The 21,226-nt window shown below is 70.3% G+C and carries 21 protein-coding genes; 17 read left to right on the forward strand and 4 right to left on the reverse strand.

Translation table 11 applies throughout. The annotated features are described in order from the left end of the window. Positions 1 to 49 precede the first annotated feature (49 nt). Positions 50 to 835 (forward strand): enhanced serine sensitivity protein SseB C-terminal domain-containing protein, encoded by a 786-nt coding sequence (locus tag KWI83_RS27140; protein ID WP_218517016.1) that lies wholly within the window; start codon positions 50 to 52, stop codon positions 833 to 835. Between the two features lie 111 nt (positions 836 to 946). Here the strand turns inward: KWI83_RS27140 and KWI83_RS27145 are convergent, their stop codons facing one another. After that, a complete protein-coding gene (locus tag KWI83_RS27145; protein ID WP_218517017.1) occupies positions 947 to 1,156 on the reverse strand; it encodes a hypothetical protein in 210 nt (69 codons plus the stop codon). A gap of 636 nt (positions 1,157 to 1,792) precedes the next feature. Here KWI83_RS27145 and KWI83_RS27150 point away from each other — a divergent pair. The 7 genes from KWI83_RS27150 (at position 1,793) to KWI83_RS27180 (ending at position 9,351) form a co-directional block, all read left to right on the forward strand. Then, a complete protein-coding gene (locus KWI83_RS27150; RefSeq protein WP_218517018.1) occupies positions 1,793 to 3,460 on the forward strand; it encodes an ABC transporter substrate-binding protein in 1,668 nt (555 codons plus the stop codon). A 120-nt stretch (positions 3,461 to 3,580) separates the two neighbouring features. Further along, positions 3,581 to 4,585 carry an ABC transporter permease gene (locus tag KWI83_RS27155; protein ID WP_218517019.1) on the forward strand — a complete coding sequence of 335 codons (1,005 nt, stop codon included), beginning with the start codon at positions 3,581 to 3,583 and terminating at the stop codon, positions 4,583 to 4,585. A 1-nt stretch (position 4,586) separates the two neighbouring features. Continuing rightward, entirely contained in the window at positions 4,587 to 5,543 is a 957-nt protein-coding gene (locus KWI83_RS27160) for an ABC transporter permease (RefSeq protein ID WP_218517020.1), read from the forward strand. Positions 5,544 to 5,549: 6 nt separating this feature from the next. Next, positions 5,550 to 6,554 (forward strand): ABC transporter ATP-binding protein, encoded by a 1,005-nt coding sequence (locus KWI83_RS27165; protein WP_218517021.1) that lies wholly within the window; start codon positions 5,550 to 5,552, stop codon positions 6,552 to 6,554. Further along, positions 6,551 to 7,690 carry an ABC transporter ATP-binding protein gene (locus KWI83_RS27170; protein ID WP_218517022.1) on the forward strand — a complete coding sequence of 380 codons (1,140 nt, stop codon included), beginning with the start codon at positions 6,551 to 6,553 and terminating at the stop codon, positions 7,688 to 7,690. The genes KWI83_RS27165 and KWI83_RS27170 overlap by 4 nt, the downstream gene beginning before the upstream one ends. Before the next feature lie 94 nt (positions 7,691 to 7,784). Then, complete coding sequence (locus KWI83_RS27175) at positions 7,785 to 8,480, forward strand: trimeric intracellular cation channel family protein (RefSeq protein WP_218517023.1); 696 nt, start codon at positions 7,785 to 7,787, stop codon at positions 8,478 to 8,480. A 25-nt stretch (positions 8,481 to 8,505) separates the two neighbouring features. Further along, positions 8,506 to 9,351, forward strand: coding sequence for a thioesterase family protein (locus KWI83_RS27180; RefSeq protein ID WP_218517024.1), 846 nt, complete (start codon positions 8,506 to 8,508; stop codon positions 9,349 to 9,351). A 23-nt stretch (positions 9,352 to 9,374) separates the two neighbouring features. Here KWI83_RS27180 and KWI83_RS27185 read toward each other — a convergent pair whose 3' ends face one another. After that, positions 9,375 to 9,998: a TetR family transcriptional regulator gene (locus KWI83_RS27185; protein WP_218517025.1), complete on the reverse strand. Its 624-nt coding sequence runs from the start codon at positions 9,996 to 9,998 to the stop codon at positions 9,375 to 9,377. 116 nt (positions 9,999 to 10,114) lie between these two features. Between KWI83_RS27185 and KWI83_RS27190 the strand changes: the two genes are divergently transcribed. The 3 genes from KWI83_RS27190 to KWI83_RS27200 all read left to right on the forward strand — a co-directional run bounded on the left by KWI83_RS27190 (position 10,115) and on the right by KWI83_RS27200 (position 11,838). Beyond that, entirely contained in the window at positions 10,115 to 10,282 is a 168-nt protein-coding gene (locus KWI83_RS27190) for a hypothetical protein (RefSeq protein ID WP_167529661.1), read from the forward strand. 16 nt (positions 10,283 to 10,298) lie between these two features. Then, positions 10,299 to 10,565: a DUF4190 domain-containing protein gene (locus tag KWI83_RS27195; RefSeq protein ID WP_218517026.1), complete on the forward strand. Its 267-nt coding sequence runs from the start codon at positions 10,299 to 10,301 to the stop codon at positions 10,563 to 10,565. Between the two features lie 109 nt (positions 10,566 to 10,674). Further along, positions 10,675 to 11,838, forward strand: a complete 1,164-nt coding sequence (locus KWI83_RS27200) for a cysteine desulfurase family protein (protein ID WP_218517027.1) — start codon at positions 10,675 to 10,677, stop codon at positions 11,836 to 11,838. Between the two features lie 7 nt (positions 11,839 to 11,845). Here KWI83_RS27200 and KWI83_RS27205 read toward each other — a convergent pair whose 3' ends face one another. After that, positions 11,846 to 12,514, reverse strand: a complete 669-nt coding sequence (locus KWI83_RS27205) for an N-acetylmuramoyl-L-alanine amidase (RefSeq protein WP_218517028.1) — start codon at positions 12,512 to 12,514, stop codon at positions 11,846 to 11,848. A 60-nt stretch (positions 12,515 to 12,574) separates the two neighbouring features. Here KWI83_RS27205 and mnmA point away from each other — a divergent pair, with 60 nt between their 5' ends. Further along, on the forward strand, positions 12,575 to 13,705 hold the full coding sequence (gene mnmA, locus KWI83_RS27210; RefSeq protein ID WP_218517029.1) for a tRNA 2-thiouridine(34) synthase MnmA: 1,131 nt from the start codon (positions 12,575 to 12,577) through the stop codon (positions 13,703 to 13,705). A gap of 10 nt (positions 13,706 to 13,715) precedes the next feature. Here the strand turns inward: mnmA and KWI83_RS27215 are convergent, their stop codons facing one another. After that, positions 13,716 to 14,051: a DUF427 domain-containing protein gene (locus KWI83_RS27215; protein WP_218517030.1), complete on the reverse strand. Its 336-nt coding sequence runs from the start codon at positions 14,049 to 14,051 to the stop codon at positions 13,716 to 13,718. Positions 14,052 to 14,102: 51 nt separating this feature from the next. On the opposite strand from KWI83_RS27215, the gene KWI83_RS27220 reads away from it, so the two are divergent. The 5 genes from KWI83_RS27220 (at position 14,103) to KWI83_RS27240 (ending at position 21,208) form a co-directional block, all read left to right on the forward strand. Next, positions 14,103 to 14,642: a TIGR00730 family Rossman fold protein gene (locus KWI83_RS27220; RefSeq protein ID WP_218517031.1), complete on the forward strand. Its 540-nt coding sequence runs from the start codon at positions 14,103 to 14,105 to the stop codon at positions 14,640 to 14,642. Positions 14,643 to 14,663: 21 nt separating this feature from the next. Continuing rightward, positions 14,664 to 15,362: an SDR family oxidoreductase gene (locus KWI83_RS27225; RefSeq protein ID WP_218517032.1), complete on the forward strand. Its 699-nt coding sequence runs from the start codon at positions 14,664 to 14,666 to the stop codon at positions 15,360 to 15,362. Positions 15,363 to 15,546: 184 nt separating this feature from the next. Then, entirely contained in the window at positions 15,547 to 16,503 is a 957-nt protein-coding gene (locus KWI83_RS27230) for a methionine synthase (protein WP_374106390.1), read from the forward strand. Positions 16,504 to 16,518: 15 nt separating this feature from the next. Next, the gene (gene ligA / locus KWI83_RS27235) at positions 16,519 to 18,714 is read left to right on the forward strand and encodes an NAD-dependent DNA ligase LigA (RefSeq protein WP_218517034.1); all 2,196 of its coding nucleotides are present in this window, start codon (positions 16,519 to 16,521) and stop codon (positions 18,712 to 18,714) included. A 259-nt stretch (positions 18,715 to 18,973) separates the two neighbouring features. Next, the gene (locus KWI83_RS27240) at positions 18,974 to 21,208 is read left to right on the forward strand and encodes a bifunctional diguanylate cyclase/phosphodiesterase (RefSeq protein WP_218517035.1); all 2,235 of its coding nucleotides are present in this window, start codon (positions 18,974 to 18,976) and stop codon (positions 21,206 to 21,208) included. Positions 21,209 to 21,226: the final 18 nt, after the last annotated feature.

Here is a 21,226-nt window from a genome sequence, read left to right on the forward strand (position 1 = left end):
AGCTGGTTCCGTACGCGGGGCGATCCTTGAACGAAGGGGCGGTACAGAGGTGAGCGCGAGCGGCACCGCCGCGGCCGGCCAGGTCGAGCACATGCTGCGCCAGGTGACGCCGGGGCGCTACGACGCCTACGAGGCACTCCTGCGCGCCCTCGCGACCCCCCACTCCGGCCAGGTCTGGATGCTGCTGTGGCACGGCCAGGCCGGCAGCCCCGACGCCCAGTACGGGAACATGGAGGTCGAGGGCTACGGCTACGCCCCCTGCGTCACCTCCGCCCAGGAACTCTCCGCCAGCGGCTGGAACCGCAGTTACGAGGTCGTCGACGGAGTCGACGTCGCCCGCACCCTCTACCCCGACCACTACGGCCTCTGGCTGAACCCGCACGCCCCCGGCGGCGGCGTCGGCATCCCCTGGCTGGACCTGCGCCGCATCGCCACCGGCCTCGACCGCCAGCCCGCCGGGCCCCTGCGGCTGTCCGAACCCGGCATCCAGATCCCGCAGTTCTACGCCCTGCTGTCGCAGAACGCCCACCGCACCCCGGCCGTCCGCTCCCTGCGCCGCGCCTGGGTCCAGCCCGCGCTCGGGGCGCCGTATCTCGCCATCGGTCTCGATGTGTACGACACCTCACCGCCAGCCGTGGACTCCGTACGCGCGATGATGCAGCAGTCGATCGGCGCGGTCCCGGACGGACTGCCGGTGTCGACGGTCGCGATGTCCGACGAGTACGACCCGGTCGCGATGTGGCTGCGCGCCAACGCCCGCCCGTTCTACGACCGCGAGGCCCATGCCGCCCCGGCATCGGCGGCCCGTGGATACGGTTATCCACCTTCCTACTGATCCCTACTGAAAAAGAGAAGCCGCTGCTCTCGGACTGCACACGTATGGGGAGGGAGTCCTCGGACTCCCTCCCCAAACACGTTTCAGATTGCTGCTGTCACCGATCCGATGCTACGGCTTGGGCGTGCAGCCGCCCGAATTCCTGGTCTGGCATTCGGAGAACATGGGATTGACGATTATGGAATTCAGAACCCCATAGTCCGTGAAGCCATAGTGCTTGGCCTTGACTTCCATGACGTTGGCCACCTTGACGCCCTTGGCGGTCTTCTTGGTCACCTCGTAACTGGTCTCGGCCTCTGCCTTGGCGATCCCCCAGTCCACGCTGCCCCCCTGACACGCTCCAGGCGGTCTGGCGAGATACCGTCGTGCTCATCTCGTACCGCAACTTTGCCTCGGAGCTGCTGGAGTTGTACTTTCCGGCCGTGGGGGCAATGGCCTTGTACGTGGCTGCGCCGAACTTCTCCACGGTGCAGAACGGATCGGTGCCACAGTTCAGCGGGCGGCCGTCCCCGCAGCGGCTGTCCCTTGGCCCGCGACCATCATGCCGGTCAGGAGAGCTGTGGCCGTGAATGTCGCGCCCGCATTGCGGATCCACTTTTCCTTCATGCTGATCCCCGTTTCTGTGTGGTGCGAGTTGCGAGTGCATGGCTGGAACGCGGCAGGTTGCCAATGGGGGAAAAGGGGTGAATGGGTGACTCCGCTACGCTGTGTGACTTGCGTCACTCGTCAGCTCGTTTCGTCGATGCGGCTGGAGTTGAGGCATGCACCAACTCGCTCCTGTGTCAGGCGAGTTAGCCACGCACATCCTTGATGTACCGGTAGCTTCCGGTTTATCGAGTGTTCAGATCTCAGGTATGTATCACCGCTATGCGGACTGTTCTCGTGCGCCGGTCTCGTCTGTAGTGTTCAGGCGGTCAACTATGCATTCCCCTCAGCGGAACCCGGAGTGGCCGACCTATGCGCATACTCAGATCCCGCGCCGCCAGGGCGATCACGGCCGCGTTGGCGGTTGGTCTGATCGCCACCGGCTGTGCCAGTGAGCGAGACAAGGAAGACTCGAACGGCAACAAGGACACGTTCGTGTTCGGCGCCCCGGGAGACCCCAGCTCGCTGGACCCGGCGCTCGCGAGCGACGGCGAGACCTTCCGGGTCACCCGCCAGGCCTTCGAGGCGCTGCTCGAACACGAGCCGGGCGGCAGCAAGCTCGTCGGCGGCCTCGCCGAGAGCTGGGAGAGCAACGACGCGGGCACGGTCTGGACCTTCAACCTCCGCAAGGGCGTGAAGTTCCACGACGGCGAGACGTTCAACGCCGCGGCCGTATGCGCCAACTACGACCACTGGTTCAACTGGACGGGCACCTACCAGTCCAGCGCGGTCTCCTACTACTGGCAGACCATCATGGGCGGCTTCGCGAAGAACGAGGACCCTGAGACGCCCGAGGCGAACTACAAGTCCTGCACCGCGAAGGACGAGAACACCGCCGTCATCGAGGTCAAGAAGCCCTCCGCGAACCTGCCGGGCGGCTTCTCCCTGAACGCCTTGGCGATCCACTCGCCCAAGGCGATCAAGGAGTACGAGAAGCAGGACGCGACCGCCAAGGGCGACGCCATCACGTACCCCAAGTACAGCCAGGAGGCCGGCACGGTCGCCGGCACCGGCCCGTACAGGATCACGAAGTGGAACAAGGGCAACAAGGAAGTCGCCCTTGAGCGCTTCGACGACTACTGGGGCGAGAAGGCCAAGGTCAAGAACCTGGTCATCCGCACCATCGACACCGAGGACGGCCGCCGTCAGGCGCTCCAGGCCGGTGACATCGACGGCTACGACCTGGTCGCCCCCGCCGACGTGAAGACCCTGGAGGGCGAGGGCTTCGAGGTCCCGACCCGTGGCGTCTTCAACCTCTTCTACCTCGGTATGACCCAGGAGAAGAACCCGGCGCTGAAGAAGAAGGAGGTCCGCCAGGCGATCGCGCACGCCCTCGACCGCGAGAACCTGGTCAAGACCCAGCTGCCCGAGGGCGGCAAGGTGGCCACGCAGTTCATGCCGGACACCGTCGACGGCTACTCGGACAAGGTCAAGACGTACGCGCACGACCCGGCCAAGGCCAAGCAGCTCCTCGCGGACGCCGGGGAGAGCGGCCTGCAGATCGAGTTCTGCTACCCGACCGAGGTCACCCGCCCGTACATGCCCGCTCCGCAGGACCTGTTCGAGCTGATGAAGTCCGACCTGGAAGAGGCCGGCATCAAGGTCACCCCCAAGCCCATGAAGTGGGCCCCGGACTACCTGGACGCCACCGAGTCCGGCAGCTGCGCCCTGCACATGCTGGGCTGGACCGGTGACTTCAACGACGGCTACAACTTCATCGGCACCTGGTTCGCCGAGTACGACAAGCAGTGGGGCTTCAAGAACCAGGAGGTGTTCGACGCGGTGAACGCCGGCTCGGAGGTGGCCGACCCCGCGGAGCGCGTCGCGGCGTACAAGAAGGCCAACGAGGTCATCATGGACTACCTGCCGGGTGTCCCGATCTCCTCCTCGCCGCCCGCGATCGCCTTCGGCAAGAACGTCAACCCGCCGAAGGTCTCCCCGCTGACCCAGGAGAACTTCGCGGAAGTCTCCTTCAAGTAAGCGGCACTCTCCTTCACGTAAGCATCAGACAGGCATGGCGCACGGTCCGTCCGGCTGCTGACCTCGGCGGCCGGGCGGACCTGTTCATGAAGGCACACACGTAAGAAAGGGGCATGCGGGGTGCTGCGTCTCGTCGTACGAAGACTGCTCCAACTCATTCCCACCCTGCTCGGCCTGTCGGTTCTGCTGTTCCTCTGGCTCAACCGGCTGCCCGGCGGACCCGCCTCAGCGATCCTGGGGGAGAGGGCCACCGAGGCCGAAGTCGCGCGCATCAACCGCGCGTTGGGGCTCGACCAGCCCCTGTACGTCCAGTACTGGCGCTTCCTCAAGCGGATCGCCGAACTCGACCTGGGCACCTCCGTCCAGACCGGACAGCCGGTCTGGGAGGAGTTCACGCTGCGCTTCCCCGCCACCGTCGAGTTGTCCGTCACCGCGATGCTCATCGCCGTGGCGGTCGGAGTCCCGCTCGGCTACTTCGCCGCCCGCAAGCGGGGCGGGTGGCTGGACGTCACGGCGGTCTCGGGTTCGCTCGTCGGGATCTGCGTCCCCGTCTTCTTCCTCGCCCTGATCCTCAAGGGCGTCTTCGCAGTCAACCTGGGCATCTTCCCCAGCTACGGCCGCCAGTCCACCGGTATCAACGCCACTGAGGTGACCGGCTTCGCCGTCCTGGACGGCATCCTCACCGGGGAGTTCGACGCCTCCTGGGACGCGATCACGCACCTGGTGCTGCCGGCCGTCACACTGGCTTCCATCCCGCTCGCCGTCATCGTGCGCATGACCCGCGCCAGCGTCCTGGAGGTGCTGGGGGAGGACTACATCCGCACCGCCGAGTCCAAGGGTCTGCGGCGCCGGGTGATCCGCGAGCGGCATGTGCTGCGCAACGCCATGCTGCCGGTGGTCACCGCCGTCGGCCTGCTCACCGGCTCGTTGCTGTCGGGAGCCGTTCTCACCGAGTCCGTGTTCTCCTTCGGCGGCATCGGCTCCTTCATCCGGACCGCGATCGACGGCCGTGACTACCCGGTGCTGGTCGGCTTCATCATGTTCATCGCGATCACATACGTCCTGATCAACCTGTTGGTGGACGTGGCGTACAGCCTCATCGACCCGAGAGTGCGGGTGCACTGACGTGAGCACCACCAAGACCGAGAAGATCCAGCGCCTCGCGGAGCTCACCGCACACAACGAGTCCACGACCGGCGCGAGTCTGTGGCGGGAAGCCTTCCGCCGGCTGAAGTCCAGCAAGATGGCGATCATCGGAGCAGCCATCATCGCTGTCTTCGTGATCCTCGCCGTCATCGGCCCATGGATCGCCCCTTACAGCCCGACGGCCCAGACGTGGCGCGGGGAAGTCCTGGTGAACGCGGGCCAGTTCGTCGGACCGCGCGCCGAGAACTGGCTCGGCCTGGACCACCTGGGCCGGGACATGTTCTCCCGCATGCTGGTCGGCGCCCGGCAGACCCTGCTCGTCGGTGTCGTGTCGACCCTCATCGGGCTCACGGTGGGCTTCCTCATCGGCGGCCTCTCGGGCGCCGCGGCCACGCTGGGCGGCGCCGCCGGCAAGCGCGTCGACTCCGTCGTCATGCGTATCACCGACATGATGCTGGCCCTGCCGTCGCTGCTGCTCGCCGTGTCCGTCGCGGCGGTCCTGGGCCAGTCCCTGACCACGGTGATGATCGCCGTGGGTGTGGTCCAGGTGCCGATCTTCGCCCGGCTGCTGCGCGGTTCGATGCTCGCCCAGGGCGGCACCGACTATGTACTGGCCGCCCGCGCCCTGGGCGTCCGCAGGCGGCGCATCGTCCTGACCCAGATCATGCCCAACTCGCTCAGCCCGGTGATCGTGCAGGCGACGCTGTCCCTCGCCACCGCGATCATCGAGGCGGCCGCCCTGTCCTACCTGGGTCTCGGCAATCCGGACCCGGCGGTTCCCGAGTGGGGTGTCATGCTGTCCCAGGCGCAGCGCTTCTTCGACAACGCGCCGATGATGGCGGTCTATCCGGCGGTCGGCATCATCATCACCGCCCTCGGCTTCACCCTGCTCGGCGAGGCCATGCGGGAAGCCCTCGACCCGAAGCTGCGAGGCTGAACCACCATGCCACTTCTCACAGTCGACGAACTGACCGTCACCTTCGGCGGACAGCACGGCCGCAAGGAGGCCCGAGCGGTCGACGGCGTCTCGTTCTCCGTCGACCAGGGCCAGGTCGTGGGGCTGGTCGGCGAATCCGGCTGCGGCAAGTCCGTCACCTCCCTGGCACTGATGGGGCTGCTGCCGCGCAAGGGCGTCCGGGTCGGCGGCCGTGCCGACTTCGACGGTTCCGACCTGCTCACCATGGACCGGGCCAAGCTGCGCGACCTGCGCGGCAGCCGCATCGCCATGATCTTCCAGGACCCGCTGTCGTCCCTGAACCCGGTCGTCCCCATCGGTATCCAGGTCACCGAGATCCTCCAGCGCCACCGCGGGCTCAAGGGCGAGGCCGCCCGCAAGGAGGCCGCCCACCTCCTGGACCGGGTCGGCATCCCCGACCCCACCCGGCGGCTCAAGGAGTACCCGCACCAGATGTCCGGCGGCATGCGCCAGCGCGCGCTGATCGCCATGGCGGTGGCCTGCGCGCCGAACCTGCTGATCGCCGACGAGCCCACCACGGCCCTCGACGTGACGATCCAGGCCCAGATCCTGGAACTCCTCAAGGAACTGGTGGACCAGGAGGGCACTGCCCTGCTGATGATCACCCACGACCTGGGCGTCGTGGCCGGGCTCTGCGACCAGGTCAACGTGCTCTACGCGGGCAAGGTCGTGGAATCCGCCGGTCGCCGGGAGCTGTTCGCCCACCCCACCCACCCCTACGCGCACGGACTGCTGGGCTCCATCCCGCGTCTGGACGCGCCGCGCGGCGAACCGCTGAACCCCGTGCGGGGCTCCATCAACGACCGGATCGCCTGGGCCGACGGCTGCGCCTTCGCCCCCCGCTGCGACCGCTACGAGCTGGACTGCCTGACCGGCACTCCCGAGCTCACCGAACCCCGCACGCCCGGTCACCAGGTGCGTTGCGTCCACCCCGTAGCCGAAGCCGCCCGGGCCGAGGAGGTCCCCGCATGAGCCTGCTTGAACTGGACGGCGTGAAAGTCCACTTCCCGGTCAAGAAGGGCATCCTCTTCGACCGCACCGTCGGCCACGTCCACGCGGTCGACGGAGTCTCGCTCAAGGTCGAGGCGGGCCAGACCTATGGCCTGGTCGGCGAGTCGGGCTGCGGCAAGACCACTCTCGGCCGGGCCGTGCTGCGCCTGGTGGACATCACCGAGGGCGAGGTCGTCCTCGACGGCACCGACCTGGCGAAGCTGCCCGCCGAGGAGATGCGGCGCTTCCGGCGCCGCCTCCAGATGGTCTTCCAGGACCCGCTGGGCTCCCTCAACCCCCGGCAGAACATCGAGTCGATCCTCACCGAGGGCATGCTCGCCCACGGCGTGGGCGGCGCCACGCAGGAGGAGCGCCGGGAGAAGATCAAGGCGATCCTGGCCAAGGTCGGTCTGCCGGCCAACGCCCTGTCGCGCTACCCGCACGAGTTCTCCGGCGGCCAGCGCCAGCGCATCGGCATCGCCCGCGCCCTGGTGCTGGAACCCGACGTGATCATCTGCGACGAGCCGGTCTCCGCGCTGGACGTGTCCATCCAGGCCCAGGTGATCAACCTGCTGGAGGAACTCCAGCAGGAACTGGGCCTGACCTACCTGGTGATCGCACACGACCTCGCCGTGGTCCGGCACATCTCCGACGTGATCGGCGTGATGTACCTGGGCGCCCTGGTGGAGGAGGCACCGAGCGACGCCCTCTACGCCGAGCCGCGCCACCCCTACACCAGGGCCCTGATGTCGGCGGTGCCCGTGCCCGACCCGGAGGTCGAGGACCGGCGTGAGCGCATCCTGCTCACCGGCGACCTGCCCTCCCCGGCCAACCCGCCCGCCGGGTGCCGCTTCCACACTCGCTGCCCGTGGGCGCAGGAGACCCTCTGCGCGACCGACCGGCCCGAACTCACCGATGTCGGCGGCGGACACCGGGTGGCCTGCCACTACGCCGCCGAGATCGCGGTCGGCACGCTGCGGCGGACCACCGGCGAGGTGGTACCGGCGACACGTGAGGAGATCGCGGACGGGCTCGCGTCGGAGGCGGCCGAGGACTCCGGGGAAGTGATGGTGCCGGAGCAGCCGGAGGCGGGGGACGAGGTGGGGAAGAGCCTGTAGCCGCGTAGGCGGGCCATGACTCGCAGGACACCGTCCTGCCCAGCCCCTGCCTTTTTTGTAAGGCGGGGGCTGCCGGACAGGTCAGAATGTCAGGGTGCTCCAGCAACTGTTCACCCCATCCGTTCAGCACACCCTCGACCTGATAGGCATCTTCGTCTTCGCGATCTCCGGCGCGCTGCTGGCCGTGCGCAAGAACTTCGACGTCTTCGGCATCGCCGTGCTCGCCGAGGCCACCGCGCTGGGCGGCGGGCTGTTCCGTGACCTGGTCATCGGCGCCGTACCGCCGGCCGCGTTCACGGACCTGGGGTACTTCCTCACCCCGCTGCTCGCCGCGCTCCTGGTCGTCTTCCTCCACCCGCACGTGGAGCGCATCCAGGCAGGCGTCAACGTCTTCGACGCGGCCGGCCTCGGCCTGTTCTGCGTCGCGGGCACCACCAAGGCGTACGAGTACGGACTCGGCCTGCACGCCTCCGCGGCCCTCGGCCTCGCCACGGCGGTCGGCGGCGGCGTGCTGCGGGACGTGCTCGCCAACGAGGTTCCGTCGCTGCTGCGCTGGGACCGCGATCTGTACGCCGTGCCCGCGATCGTCGGCGCCACGATGGTCGCCCTGTGCATCCGCTACGACGCCCTCACCCCGCTGACCAGCACCCTCGCCGCCGCCACCGCCTTCGTGCTGCGGCTGCTGGCGATGCGCTTCCACTGGCGGGCGCCACGGGCGTGGAACCGGCGCTCGACGGTCCGCGAGGAGGCGCCGCCGCCCCGGCAGCCCGCCACAAAAGCTACCGCTTAGTAGTTTGTTGTTGTACGGTACCGCCATGGCTCAGGCATCCCAGGCGACCATCGGCAACAGCGAGTTCGACCGCGACACCGCCGTCACCCGGCGCTCCGAGGGCGTCTACGACATCGACCTCTCCGCGGGCTGGACCATCATCAGTGCCGTCAACGGCGGCTACCTCCTGGCCGTCCTGGGCCGCGCCCTCGCCGACGCCCTGCCGCATCCCGACCCGTTCACGATCTCCGCGCACTACCTGACCGCGTCCCAGCCCGGCCCCGCGGTCGTCCGCACCGACGTCGTCCGCACCGGCCGCACCCTCTCCACCGGCCAGGCCTCGCTCTTCCAGTACGACGACCAGGGCCGCGAGATCGAACGGATCCGTGTCCTCGCCTCCTACGGCGACCTCGACTCCCTCCCGGGCGACGTCCGTACGACCGCGCGGCCGCCCGCGATGCCGCCGATCGACCAGTGCTTCGGCCCCGAGGACGGACCCGCCCCCGTCGACGGCAGCTCGGCGATCACCGAACGGCTGATGCTCAAGCTCGACCCGGCCACCCTGGGCTGGGCGCTGGGCTCGCCGTCCGGCAAGGGTGAGATGCGCGCGTGGTTCGGCCTCAAGGACGGCCGCGACGCCGACCCCTTCTCGCTCCTGCTCGCCGTGGACGCCCTGCCGCCCACCGCCTTCGAACTCGGCATCTCCGGCTGGGTGCCGACGGTCGAACTGACCGCGCATGTGCGCTGCCGCCCGGCGCCGGGCCCGCTGCGGGTCTCCATCACCACGCGCAACCTCGCCGGTGGGTTCCTGGAGGAGGACGCCGAGGTCTGGGACAGCGCGGACCGGCTGGTGGCGCAGTCCCGGCAACTGGCTCGGGTGCGGCTCGGGTGAGGTGCTCCTCGCCGCGCCCGTCGTCAGTCCAGCCAGTGTTCGCGGCCGATGCTGATCAGCCGTAGTCGGCGGGTCGCCAGCCGGGCGGCCCGCCGTTGCTCCTCCTCGGACCCCAGTGCCTCCAGGAAGAGCGAGGCCGTGACCAGCATCTGGTCGACGTACAGCCCCGCGAGCATCAGCAGATCGTCGTCGCTCCAGCCCTCGGCCGCGTGGTCCTTGGCCAGTTCGGCCTTCACTTCCTCGGTGAACAGGGCCAGTTGGCTGCGGATGGCCTCCCGCACCGGCTGGACCCCGCCGTGCTGCTCGCGTGCGATGAAACGGACGTGGGCGGGGTGGGCCCGCACATGGCCGCCGATCAACTCGACGGCGCGGGTGATGCGTTCGTCGCTGTCGCCGGTCGTGGACACGATCGTGCGGATGGTCGGGTGCAGGCTGCTCAACGTCTCCTCGACCAAGGCCACGCCCAGGTCCGCCGTGGAGCGGAAGTGCCGGTAGAAGGCGGTGGGGGCGACACCGACCGCACGGGTGACCTCACGCAGCCCCAGGCTGCTCAGGCTCTGCTCCTCCAGCAGCTCCAATGCGGCGTCCAGGAGCGCCTGCCGGGTCTTCTGCTTCTGTGCCTGCCGGATGCCGACGGTGTGACTCATACCATGCAGTTAACAACTGTTCTCTGCCATGGGAAAGTCATGGGGCGCGCTAGACTGGAAAGTCAGTGAACAAATGTAACTACACACGTTCACCGAACCAGAGGGGGACTCATCCCATGCTCTTCCTGGTCGCCGCGCTTCTGCTGCTCGGCGTGGTCATGGGCACCGTGGCCCACGCGCCGATCGGCTTCACCCTCGTCACCGCCGCCGTGATCGCCGCCTGGCTCGGCGTCTTCGCGCTCCGCGAGCGGCACGGCCGCAGGCGTCGGACGCCGACCCACTGACCGTCAGGAGCCCACCATGCAACTGACCGCACCGGCCAAGCGCCGCACCGGCATCCACGACACCGACGGCATGGCCGTCGCGTCCTTCGTCCTGGGCCTCCTGGGCCTGCTGGTCCTCAACATCTTCCTCGGCCCGATCGCCATCGCCCTGGCCACCATCGCCCTCTGGCGAGGCACCAACCGCCGCTTCCGCGCCTACCTGGGCCTCGGCCTGGGCGTCGCGGACCTCGTGGTCCTGGCGGCATTCATGCAGGCGGACAACACGATTTCGTGGAGTTTCTGAGGGCGACCACGAAGAGTCTGAGGGCGACCCGCGAAGAGATGGGGTGGGCGCCAACCCCGGCCCACCTCGAAACCGGCCAAGGACCGCCGCGCGTAGAATCGGCGTCACCATGGCATACCTCGACCACGCCGCGACCACCCCGATGCTCCCGGAGGCGGCAGAGGCGCTCACCGCCCACCTGCTCAGCACGGGCAACGCCTCCTCCCTCCACGCATCCGGCCGCCAGGCCCGCCGCACCGTCGAGGAAGCCCGCGAAACCCTCGCGGAAGCCCTCGGCGCCCGCCCCAGCGAGGTCGTCTTCACCTCCGGCGGCACCGAGGCCGACAACCTCGCCGTCAAGGGCCTGTACTGGTCCCGCCGCGCCGCCGACCCGGCCCGCACCCGGGTCCTCGCCAGCCCCGTCGAGCACCACGCCGTCCTGGACGCCGTCCACTGGCTCGGCGAACACGAGGGCGCCACCGTCGAGTACCTCCCGGTCGACTCCCACGGCCGGGTCCGCCCCGAGGCCCTGCGCGAGGCCATCGCCCGCAACCCCGACGATGTCGCCCTCGCCACCGTCATGTGGGCGAACAACGAGATCGGCACGGTCCTGCCGATCCGCGAACTCGCCGAGACCGCCGCCGAGTTCGACGTACCGCTGCACTCCGACGCCGTTCAGGCCTTCGGCCAGCTCCCGGTCGACTTCGCCGCCTCCGGCCTCGCCGCGATGACCGTCTCCGGCCACAAGATCGGCGGCCCGTACGGCATCGGCGCGCTGATCCTGGGCCGTGAGTACAGCCCCGTGCCCGTCCTGCACGGTGGCGGCCAGGAGCGCCACGTCCGCTCCGGCACCCTCGACGTCCCCGCCATCGCCTCCTTCGCGGTCGCCGGCCGGCACGCCGCCGAGCACCGTGAGTGGTTCGCCCGCGAGATCGGCGCCCTGCGCGACGACCTGATCGACGTGGTCCGTACGGCCGTGCCGGACGCGATCCTCGGCGGTGACCCGGTGCACCGCCTCCCGGCCAACGCCCACTTCACGTTCCCCGGCTGCGAGGGCGACTCCCTGCTGCTGCTCCTGGACGCCCAGGGCATCGAGTGCTCCACCGGCTCCGCCTGCACCGCCGGAGTCGCCCAGCCCAGCCACGTCCTGCTCGCCACCGGCACCGACCCGGACCTGGCCCGCGGCACCCTGCGCTTCTCCCTCGGCCACACCTCCACGGCGGCCGACGTCGAGGCGGTCGCCAAGGCCATCGGCCCGGCGGTGGAACGCGCCCGCGCGGCGGGACTCACCTAGGCCGCACCTAGGCCGTCGTAGCCGTACCCGCCTGTCGTACGAGCTTCATGTACCGGTCCCAGTCCCAGTGCTCCCCGGGATCGGTGTGGTCGGTGCCCGGCACCTCCACGTGCCCGATGATGTGCTCGCGGTCGACGGGTATGCCGTACCGCCCGCATATCCCCGCCGTGAGACGGGCGGACGCGGCGTACATCGCGTCCGTGAAGTCCTGCGGGCGGTCCACGAAGCCCGCGTGCTCGATGCCGACGCTGCGTTCGTTGTAGTCGCGGTTGCCCGCGTGGTACGCCACGTCCAGCTCGCGGATCATCTGCGCGATGTGGCCGTCCTTGCGGACGATGTAGTGCGAGGCCGCTCCGTGCCCCGGGTCCTGGAAGACCTTCACCGCGCTGTCGAAGCTGCCCTGGGTGACATGGATGATCACCATGTCGATCGTGTAGTCGTCCGGGCGGTCCGCCCGCCGCCAGTTCGCCGACGAGGCCGCCACCCAGCGCGCGCCCGTGTAGTCGACCGCCCCCTCCACCCGCGGCTTCTCCACCCCGGGCACCTGCCACCACAGCCGCGACAGCTCCTCGCGCGCCAGCACCGCGCCCGTGCCCACCGCCGCCGCGGCCCCGCCGATGATCAGCGCGCGCCGCCCGATCCGCCGGTCCTGGCCGCCGCCCCTCGTCTGCTCCATGTGATCGAGAACGGATACTCGCGGGCTCCGGTTCCCGCGCCCCCGTACCCTGGAAGGGTTATGACTGACACCCCGCAGCGCTCCCGCCCCCTCCGCGTCCTCGCCGCCATGTCCGGCGGTGTGGACTCCGCCGTCGCCGCCGCCCGCGCGGCCGAGGCGGGCCACGACGTGACCGGCGTCCACCTCGCGCTCTCCGCGAACCCGCAGTCGTTCCGCACGGGCGCGCGGGGCTGCTGCACGATCGAGGACTCCCGCGACGCCCGCCGCGCCGCCGACGTCATCGGCATCCCGTTCTACGTCTGGGACCTCGCCGACCGCTTCCGCGAGGACGTCGTCGAGGACTTCGTCGCCGAGTACGAGGCGGGCCGTACGCCCAACCCCTGCCTGCGCTGCAACGAGAAGATCAAGTTCGCCGCGCTGCTGGACAAGGCGCTGGCGCTGGGCTTCGACGCGGTCTGCACCGGGCACTACGCGAAGATCGTGACGCTGCCCGACGGCAGCCGCGAACTGCACCGCGCCTCCGACATGGCGAAGGACCAGTCGTACGTCCTCGGTGTGCTGGACGAGAAGCAGCTCGCCCACGCGATGTTCCCGCTCGGCGACACGGTCACCACCAAGGACGAGATCCGCGCCGAGGCCGAGCGGCGCGGCCTGGCGGTGGCCAAGAAGCCGGACTCGCACGACATCTGCTTCATCGCCGACGGCGACACACAGGGCTTCCTGGCGAACCGGCTCGGCCGGGCGGAGGGCGACATCGTCGACGAGTCCGGCACCAGGCTGGGCACGCACGACGGGGCGTACGGCTTCACCATCGGCCAGCGCAAGGGGCTCAGGATCGGCACCCCGGCGCCCGACGGCAAGCCGCGCTACGTCCTCGACATCTCGCCGGTGACCAACACGGTGACGGTGGGCCCCGCGTCCGCCCTGGACGTCAGCGCCCTCACCGCCGTCAAGCCCCGCTGGTGCGGTCTCGCCCCCACCGGCCCCGGCACCTACACCGCCCAGCTGCGCGCCCACGGCGGCGAGACCGAGGTGACCGCCGAACTGCTCGACGGCGACCTGCACGTGCGCTTCACCGAGCCCGTCCGGGGCGTGGCCCCGGGCCAGGCGATCGTCCTGTACGACGGCACGCGCGTGGTCGGCTCGGCGACGATCGCGTCGACCACACGCGCGACGGCGGGCGTGGCCTGAACCGACCGGCTCAGGCCACCTCAACCTCGTAGAAGCAGAGGTGGTCCTTGATCGCCGCCACGTCCGGCTTCGGTTCCGGGTAGGACCAGACGAGATCCGGCGCGTCCGGCAGCGACCAGTAGGACGCCGTGCCCTTGAACGGGCAGTACGTGTGTGTCTCCGACGGCGTCAGCAGGTCGAGCCGGACGTCCTGCGGCGGGATGTAGTAGCGCACGGGGCAGCCCGTCTCCCGCAGGACGAGGGGCCGGTCGCTCTCCGCCAGCACCTGCCCTCCGTGGACGACGCGCACGCGCTGCGTGCCCTGCTCGATGGTGATCGTGTGGCCTTGAGTGGTGTCCTGGGTCATGTCGGGAAAAGCACTCGCGGGCGCCCGGTTCTTCCCCCGTACGGTTGCCTCATGAACATCTGCGTCTTCCTCTCCGCCGCCGACCTCGACGACCGCTACACGCGCCCCGCGCGCGAGTTCGCGAAACTGCTGGGCAAGGGCGGGCACACGCTCGTGTGGGGCGGTTCCGACGTCGGGCTGATGAAGGTGGTGGCGGACGGCGTGCACGAGGCGGGCGGACGGCTCGTGGGCGTCTCCGTGGAGTTCCTGGCGGCCAAGGCACGCCAGGGCGTCGACGAGATGGTGATCGCTCGGGACCTCGCCGAGCGCAAGAAGCTGCTCCTGGAGAAGTCCGACGCCGTGGTGATCATGGTGGGCGGCACCGGCACGCTCGACGAGGCCACCGAGATCCTGGAGCTGAAGAAGCACGGCCACACCGACAAGCCCGTGGTGCTGCTGAACACCGCGGGCTTCTACGACGGCCTGAAGGAGCAGTTCCGCCGTATGGAGGACGAGGGCTTCCTGCCCCGGCCGCTGAGCGACCTGGTGTTCTTCGCGGAGGAGCCGGTGGGGGCGCTGGCGTACCTGGAGGAGAGCCGGGGCGTGGCGTGATCACACGTGGGTGATGCGAGCATGGCGGGCATGGCTACACATGTGATCACCGGGGCGGGTTCCGGCATCGGCGCGGCCGTGGCCCGCCGCCTGCACGCGCGCGGGGACGACGTCGTGCTGCACGCGCGCGACGCGGGCCGCGCGAAGGAACTGGCGGCCGAGTTCCCCGGGGCGAAGACCCTCGTCGGCGACCTGGCCGACCCCGACAAGCTCAGCTGGGCGCTGTCCCACCAGACGCTGCCGGACCGGGTGGACTCCCTGCTGCACATCGCCGGCGTGGTCGACCTGGGCCCCGTCGGCGAGCTCACCCCCAAGACCTGGCGTCACCAGCTCACCGTCAACCTCGTCGCCCCCGCGGAACTCACCCGTCTCTTTCTGCCCCAACTGCGCGCCGCCCGCGGCCACGTGGTGTTCGTGAACTCGGGCGCGGGGCTGAACGCCCACGCCGACTGGTCCGCGTACGCGGCTTCCAAGCACGGCCTGAAGGCCCTCGCCGACGCCCTGCGCCAGGAGGAGCACGCGAAGGGCGTCCGCGTCACCTCCGTCTACCCCGGCCGCACGGCGAGCCCCATGCAGGCCAAGGTGCACCAGCAGGAGGGCAAGCCGTACGACCCGGCGAAGTGGATCGACCCGGAGTCCGTCGCCACGACGATCCTGATGGCCCTGGACCTGCCGAGGGACGCGGAGGTGAACGACCTGACGGTGCGGCCGGGGCGGTGACGCGCGCGTCGTGACGTCGGCCGCGACCAGCCCGTCCGGCGATTCAGGACGAGGCCGTCAGGCCGGAGCGGGGGTGCGGGGGCGGCAGCCCCGGTCGGCGGTCGCGCCGGGGCCGGGCACGTAGGCTGCTGGGGTGAGTGAGCAAACCCAGTTTCGCTTCGGTGCCGCCACCGGCGTCGGATCCATGCCCGGCGGGGACGCCCGTGAGGCCGCCAAGACCGTCACCGGGTCCTTCGAGGACTTCCCGTTCCTGCCCGAGCTGCCCGCCCGCGGTCCCGGCGCCGACATGATCGGGCGGACCGCCGGGATGCTCGTCGAGCTGTACGCGCGCGTGGAGCCCAGTGGCTGGCGTTTCGGGGACCGGCCGGGCCGGGACACCAAGCGGGCGTGGGCGTGGCTCGGCGAGGACCTCGACGCGCTGGAGGAGTTCACGCAGGGGTACGAGGGCCCGCTGAAGGTGCAGGCCGTCGGGCCGTGGACGCTCGCCGCGGCCGTCGAGCTGAAGAACGGCGAGGCGGTTCTGTCCGACCCCGGCGCCTGCCGCGACCTCGCCGCCTCCCTCACCGAGGGCCTGCGCCTGCACCTCGCCGAGGTGCGGCGGCGTGTCCCCGGCGCCCGGCTCGTGCTCCAGCTCGATGAGCCCTCCCTCACCGCCGTACTGCGCGGCCGGGTGCGGACCGCCAGCGGCTACCGCACCCACCGCGCCGTCGACCGGCAGATCATCGAGGCCACGCTCCGGGACGTCGTCGCCGTGCACGAGGGCGGCCCGGTCGTGGTCCACTCCTGTGCCCCCGACGTCCCGTTCGCGCTGCTGCGCCGGGCCGGTGCCGCCGCCGTCTCCTTCGACTTCTCGCTTCTCACCGAGCGTGACGACGACGCGATCGGCGAGGCCGTGGAGGACGGCACCCGGCTGTTCGCCGGTGTCGTGCCGAGCACGGACGACCCATTGTCAGACCCTGCCGGTAGCGTCATGGGTGTCAGGACGCTGTGGCGCAGGCTGGGGCTGTCACCGGGGCTTCTTCCCGAGGCGGTCACGGTCACGCCGACGTGCGGACTCGCGGGCGCTTCCCCCGAGTACGCGCGGCGGGCCCTCGCCCACTGCGTCCGGGCGGCGAGATCCCTCGCGGACAACCCTGAGTAACGGGAGGACGACACGGTGGCCGGCGACAAGCAAGCGGAGTCCACAGCGGTACCCGCCGAGGCACGGGAGCGGCATGCGCAGCTCGCCGAGCAGGTCGAGGAGCACCGCTTCCGGTACTACGTGAAGGACGCTCCCGTCATCAGCGACGCGGAGTTCGACCAGCTCCTGCGCACCCTGGAGGAGCTGGAGGAGGAGCACCCGGAGCTGCGCACCCCGGACTCGCCGACCCAGAAGGTCGCCGGGTCCTACGAAACGGAGTTCTCGGCGGTCGAGCACCGCCAGCGCATGCTGTCCCTCGACAACACCTTCAACGACGACGAGCTCGCCGCGTGGGCCGACCGCATCGCCCGCGAACTGGGCGCGCAGGACTACCACTTCCTGTGCGAGCTGAAGGTCGACGGCCTCGCCGTCAACCTCACCTATGAGCACGGCCGCCTCACGCGCGCGGCGACCCGCGGCGACGGCCGCACCGGCGAGGACATCACCCCCAACGTCCGCACCATCGCCGAGATCCCGGACCGGCTGAAGGGCGACCGCGTCCCGGACCTGGTGGAGATCCGCGGCGAGGTCTACTTCCCGATGGAGAAGTTCGAGGAGCTCAACCGCCGCCTGGTGGAGGCCGGCGACAAGCCGTTCGCCAACCCGCGCAACGCGGCGGCCGGTTCCCTGCGCCAGAAGGACCCGCGCGTCACGGCCACCCGCCCGCTGCACATGGTGGTGCACGGCATCGGCGCCCTGGAGGGCTTCCAGGGCCTCACCCGCCTCTCCCAGGCCTACGACCTGCTCAAGGAGTGGGGCCTGCCCACCTCGCGGCACAACAAGGTGGTCGACGACCTCGAAGGCGTACGGGAGTTCATCGCGTACTACGGCGAGAACCGCCACTCCGTGGAGCACGAGATCGACGGCGTGGTGGTCAAGCTGGACGAGATCCGCCTGCAGGGCCGCCTCGGTTCGACGGCCCGCGCCCCGCGCTGGGCGATCGCGTACAAGTACGCGCCGGAGGAGGTCAACACCAAGCTCGTCAACATCCGCGTGGGCGTGGGCCGCACCGGCCGCGTCACGCCGTACGCGCAGGTCGAGCCGGTGACGGTGGCCGGCTCGGAGGTCGAGTTCGCCACCCTGCACAACCAGGACATCGTCAAGGCCAAGGGCGTCCTCATCGGCGACACGGTGGTGCTGCGCAAGGCCGGTGACGTCATCCCGGAGATCCTCGGCCCGGTCGTCGACCTGCGCGACGGCACCGAGCGCGAGTTCGTGATGCCGTCCGAGTGCCCCGAGTGCGGTACGGCGCTGAGGCCGATGAAGGAGGGCGACGTCGACCTGCGCTGCCCGAACTCCCGTACCTGCCCCGCACAACTGCGCGAACGGCTGTTCTATCTGGCGGGCCGCAAGGCGCTGGACATCGAGCACTTCGGCTATGTCGCCGCGGCCGCCCTCACCGGTCCGCTGGAGCCGAAGGAGCCGCCGCTGAAGGACGAGGGTGACCTGTTCGACCTCACCGTCGAGCAGCTGCTGCCCATCAAGGCCTACGTCCTCGACCAGGACAGCGGCCTGCCCAAGCGGGACCCGAAGACCGGCGAGGAGAAGATCGTCACGGTCTTCGCCAACCAGCAGGGCGAGCCCAAGAAGAACGCGCTCGCGATGCTGGAGAACATCGCGGCCGCCAAGCAGCGCCCGCTCGCCCGCATCCTGACCGGTCTGTCGATCCGTCATGTCGGCCCCGTGGCCGCCGAGGCGCTGGCCCGCGAGTTCCGCTCCATCGACCGCATCGAGCAGGCGACCGAGGAGGAGCTGGCCACCACCGACGGGGTCGGCCCCATCATCGCCGCCTCGCTCAAGGAGTGGTTCGCCGAGGACTGGCACCGCGAGATCATCCGCAAGTGGAAGGCCGCCGGCGTCCGGCTGGAGGAGGAGAGCACCGGCGAGGAAGAGGGCCCCCGCCCGCTCGAAGGTCTCACCGTCGTCGTCACCGGCACGCTCGAACACTTCACGCGGGACGGCGCGAAGGAGGCGCTGCAGAGCCGAGGCGCCAAGGTGACCGGATCGGTTTCGAAGAAGACGTCATTCGTCGTTGTGGGTGACAACCCCGGATCGAAATATGACAAGGCGATGCAGCTCAAGGTGCCGGTTCTGGACGAGGAGGGGTTCAACGTCCTTCTGGAGCAAGGGCCTGAGGCGGCGTCGGAGGTCGCGCTTCCGACCGGCGAGTAGCGGTTGAAGAACACCCGATCGGCGCATACCAGATGCATACGGGCGGCTGAGGCGCATTCGGGCAACCGTCGACGACCGCTGCCCGTGGAAGCCTTCTGCGGCCTACTGTTGAGGTGTGCACCTGCCGTGCCCAGCTGCGGTTGGGGCATTCCCTTGCTCTTGGCGAGCACGGGGAACGGTTTTCCAACGCGGTGCCGTTGATGGATGTCGGGCATCGGGCCGCGTGGCGTGGGCACCGCCGGCTGTGAGAGGGACGGGAATGGAACCGACCGAGAGCGCCGCCCCGTACTCACGGCTGCGCCGGATGGCCGGCGCCTGGCGAGGGGGCCTCCGTTCGGCCTGGCGTGCGAGTACCGCGACGCCGGGGGACCAGGACGCCGGGCAGCGCATCGTCCTGGACGGACGCGACGCCGCCGCCCTCACCGCCGGGCACGCCGCCGGACTGCCGGGAGTCGACGGCGAACGGCACCTGTCCTGGCCCGCGCTGCCCGCGGCGGTCGTCGCGGCCGCCGGGTTCACCCTCGGCGCCGGATTCCTGCGGGCGTTCACCGGCCACCACGCGCTCTTCCCGTCCGGCACGACCGGCTGGGCGCTGGCCGTGCTCACCGGCATCATCGTCGGCCACCTGGTCGCGCTCGGCCGCGCCCGCTGGTGGGGCGGCACCGGCTCCGGCGCCGCCCTCACCCTCGCCGTCCTGCTGCTGTACGGCTGGGTGGCCGCCGGGCTGGTCAGCCTCACCGTCGTCGTCCTGGTCGGCATAGCCCGGCGGCACCGCTGGCGGCAGGGCCTGCTGCACGGCGCGGTGGACGTCCTCGGCATCGGCGCCGGCGCCCTGCTGCTGGCCGCCTTCGACCGCCTGCCCTCCGTCGAGGACCCCTGGCACCCCGCCACCTGGAACCTCTACACCGCCACCGAGGTGATCCTGGTCGCGATCGCCTACCTCGCGGTCTCCCGCACCCTGCTGTGGTACCTGCACGCGCCCCGCCCCGGCGGACTGCCCACCATCGCCCGCACCGCCCTGGTCCGGCACGGCCTGGTCGCGGTCGCGCTGCTCGGCATCGCCCCCCTGATCTGCGTGGTCGCCGTCGCCAAGCCGATCCTGCTGCCGCTGTTCGCCATCCCCCTGATCGCCCTCGACTCCACCCTGTGGATAGCCCGCGCCCGCGCGGAGGAGCAGCTGCGCGATCCGCTCACCGGGCTGCCCAACCGCCAGTGGCTCCTGGAGCGCATCTGGACCGCACTGGACGACGCCGAGCGCATCGACGCCCGCGCCGCCCTGATGCTGATCGACCTCGACCGGTTCCGATCGGTCAATGACACCCTCGGTCATCTCGCCGGTGACCGGCTGCTGCTGCAGACCGCCGACCGGCTGCGGCTGGCCCTGCCGCGCGGGGCGGAGGCCGCCCGGCTCGGCGGCGACGAGTTCGCCGTCTTACTGCCGGTCGCCGACTCCACGACGTCCGCGACCCGAATCGCCCGCGGCCTCGTCACCGCGCTCAGCTCCCCGCTCGACCTCGACGGCCTCACCCTCGTGCTGGAGGCCAGCGCCGGGGTCGCCGTCTTCCCCGACCACGCCCTCGACGCCGAGGGACTGCTGCGCCGCGCGGACGTGGCGATGTACCAGGCGAAACGCGACCGCACGGGGGTGGAGGTGTACGAGTCCAAGCGGGACTCGAACACCCCGGACCGGCTCGGCCTCCTCGCCGACCTGCGCCGGGCGCTGGACGCGCACGAGGTCGAGCTGCACTACCAGCCGAAGGTGCGCTTCGACGGGCAGGTGGCCGGGCTGGAGGCGCTGGTGCGGTGGGTGCACCCGGAGCGCGGGAAGGTGCCGCCGGACGAGTTCATCGCGATCGCCGAGTCGTCCGGGCTGATGCCGCACCTGACGGAGTACGTGCTGGAGACGGCGCTCGGACAGGTGGCGCAGTGGCGGGCGCAGGGGCTGTTCGTGCCGGTCGCGGTGAACGTGTCCCCGCGTGACGTGCACACTCCCGGCTTCGCGGGCTCCGTCGCCGCCCGCCTGGCCCGGCACGGAGTGCCCGCGGGAGCGCTCCAACTGGAGATAACGGAACACGTGCTCCTGGAGGACCCGCAGCGGGCCGCCGACACCCTCGCCGGGCTGACCGGGCACGGCGTGAAGATGTCGCTGGACGACTTCGGCACCGGGTACTCCTCGCTCGTCCACCTCAAGCGGCTGCCGGTGAGCGAGCTGAAGATCGACCGTTCGTTCGTGGCACGGCTGGCGGTCGACGCGGAGGACGCGGAGATCGTGCGGTGCACCGTCGACCTCGCGCATTCGCTGGGGCTGCTCGTGGTCGCCGAGGGGGTCGAGGACGACGAGACGTGGGAGCGGCTGCGGGATCTGCGGTGCGATGCCGTGCAGGGGTGGCTGGTCGCCGCGGCGATGCCTCCCGAGGAGACGACTGCGTGGTTGCGGGCTCGGGGGGCTCGGGGGTGGCAGCGGCCGAAGGCCGCACTGCCTGCGGCCGACTAGATGTTGGGGAGTGCCGGG

The organism is Streptomyces sp. TRM70350, from assembly GCF_019219825.1.
Lineage (GTDB): Bacteria > Actinomycetota > Actinomycetes > Streptomycetales > Streptomycetaceae > Streptomyces.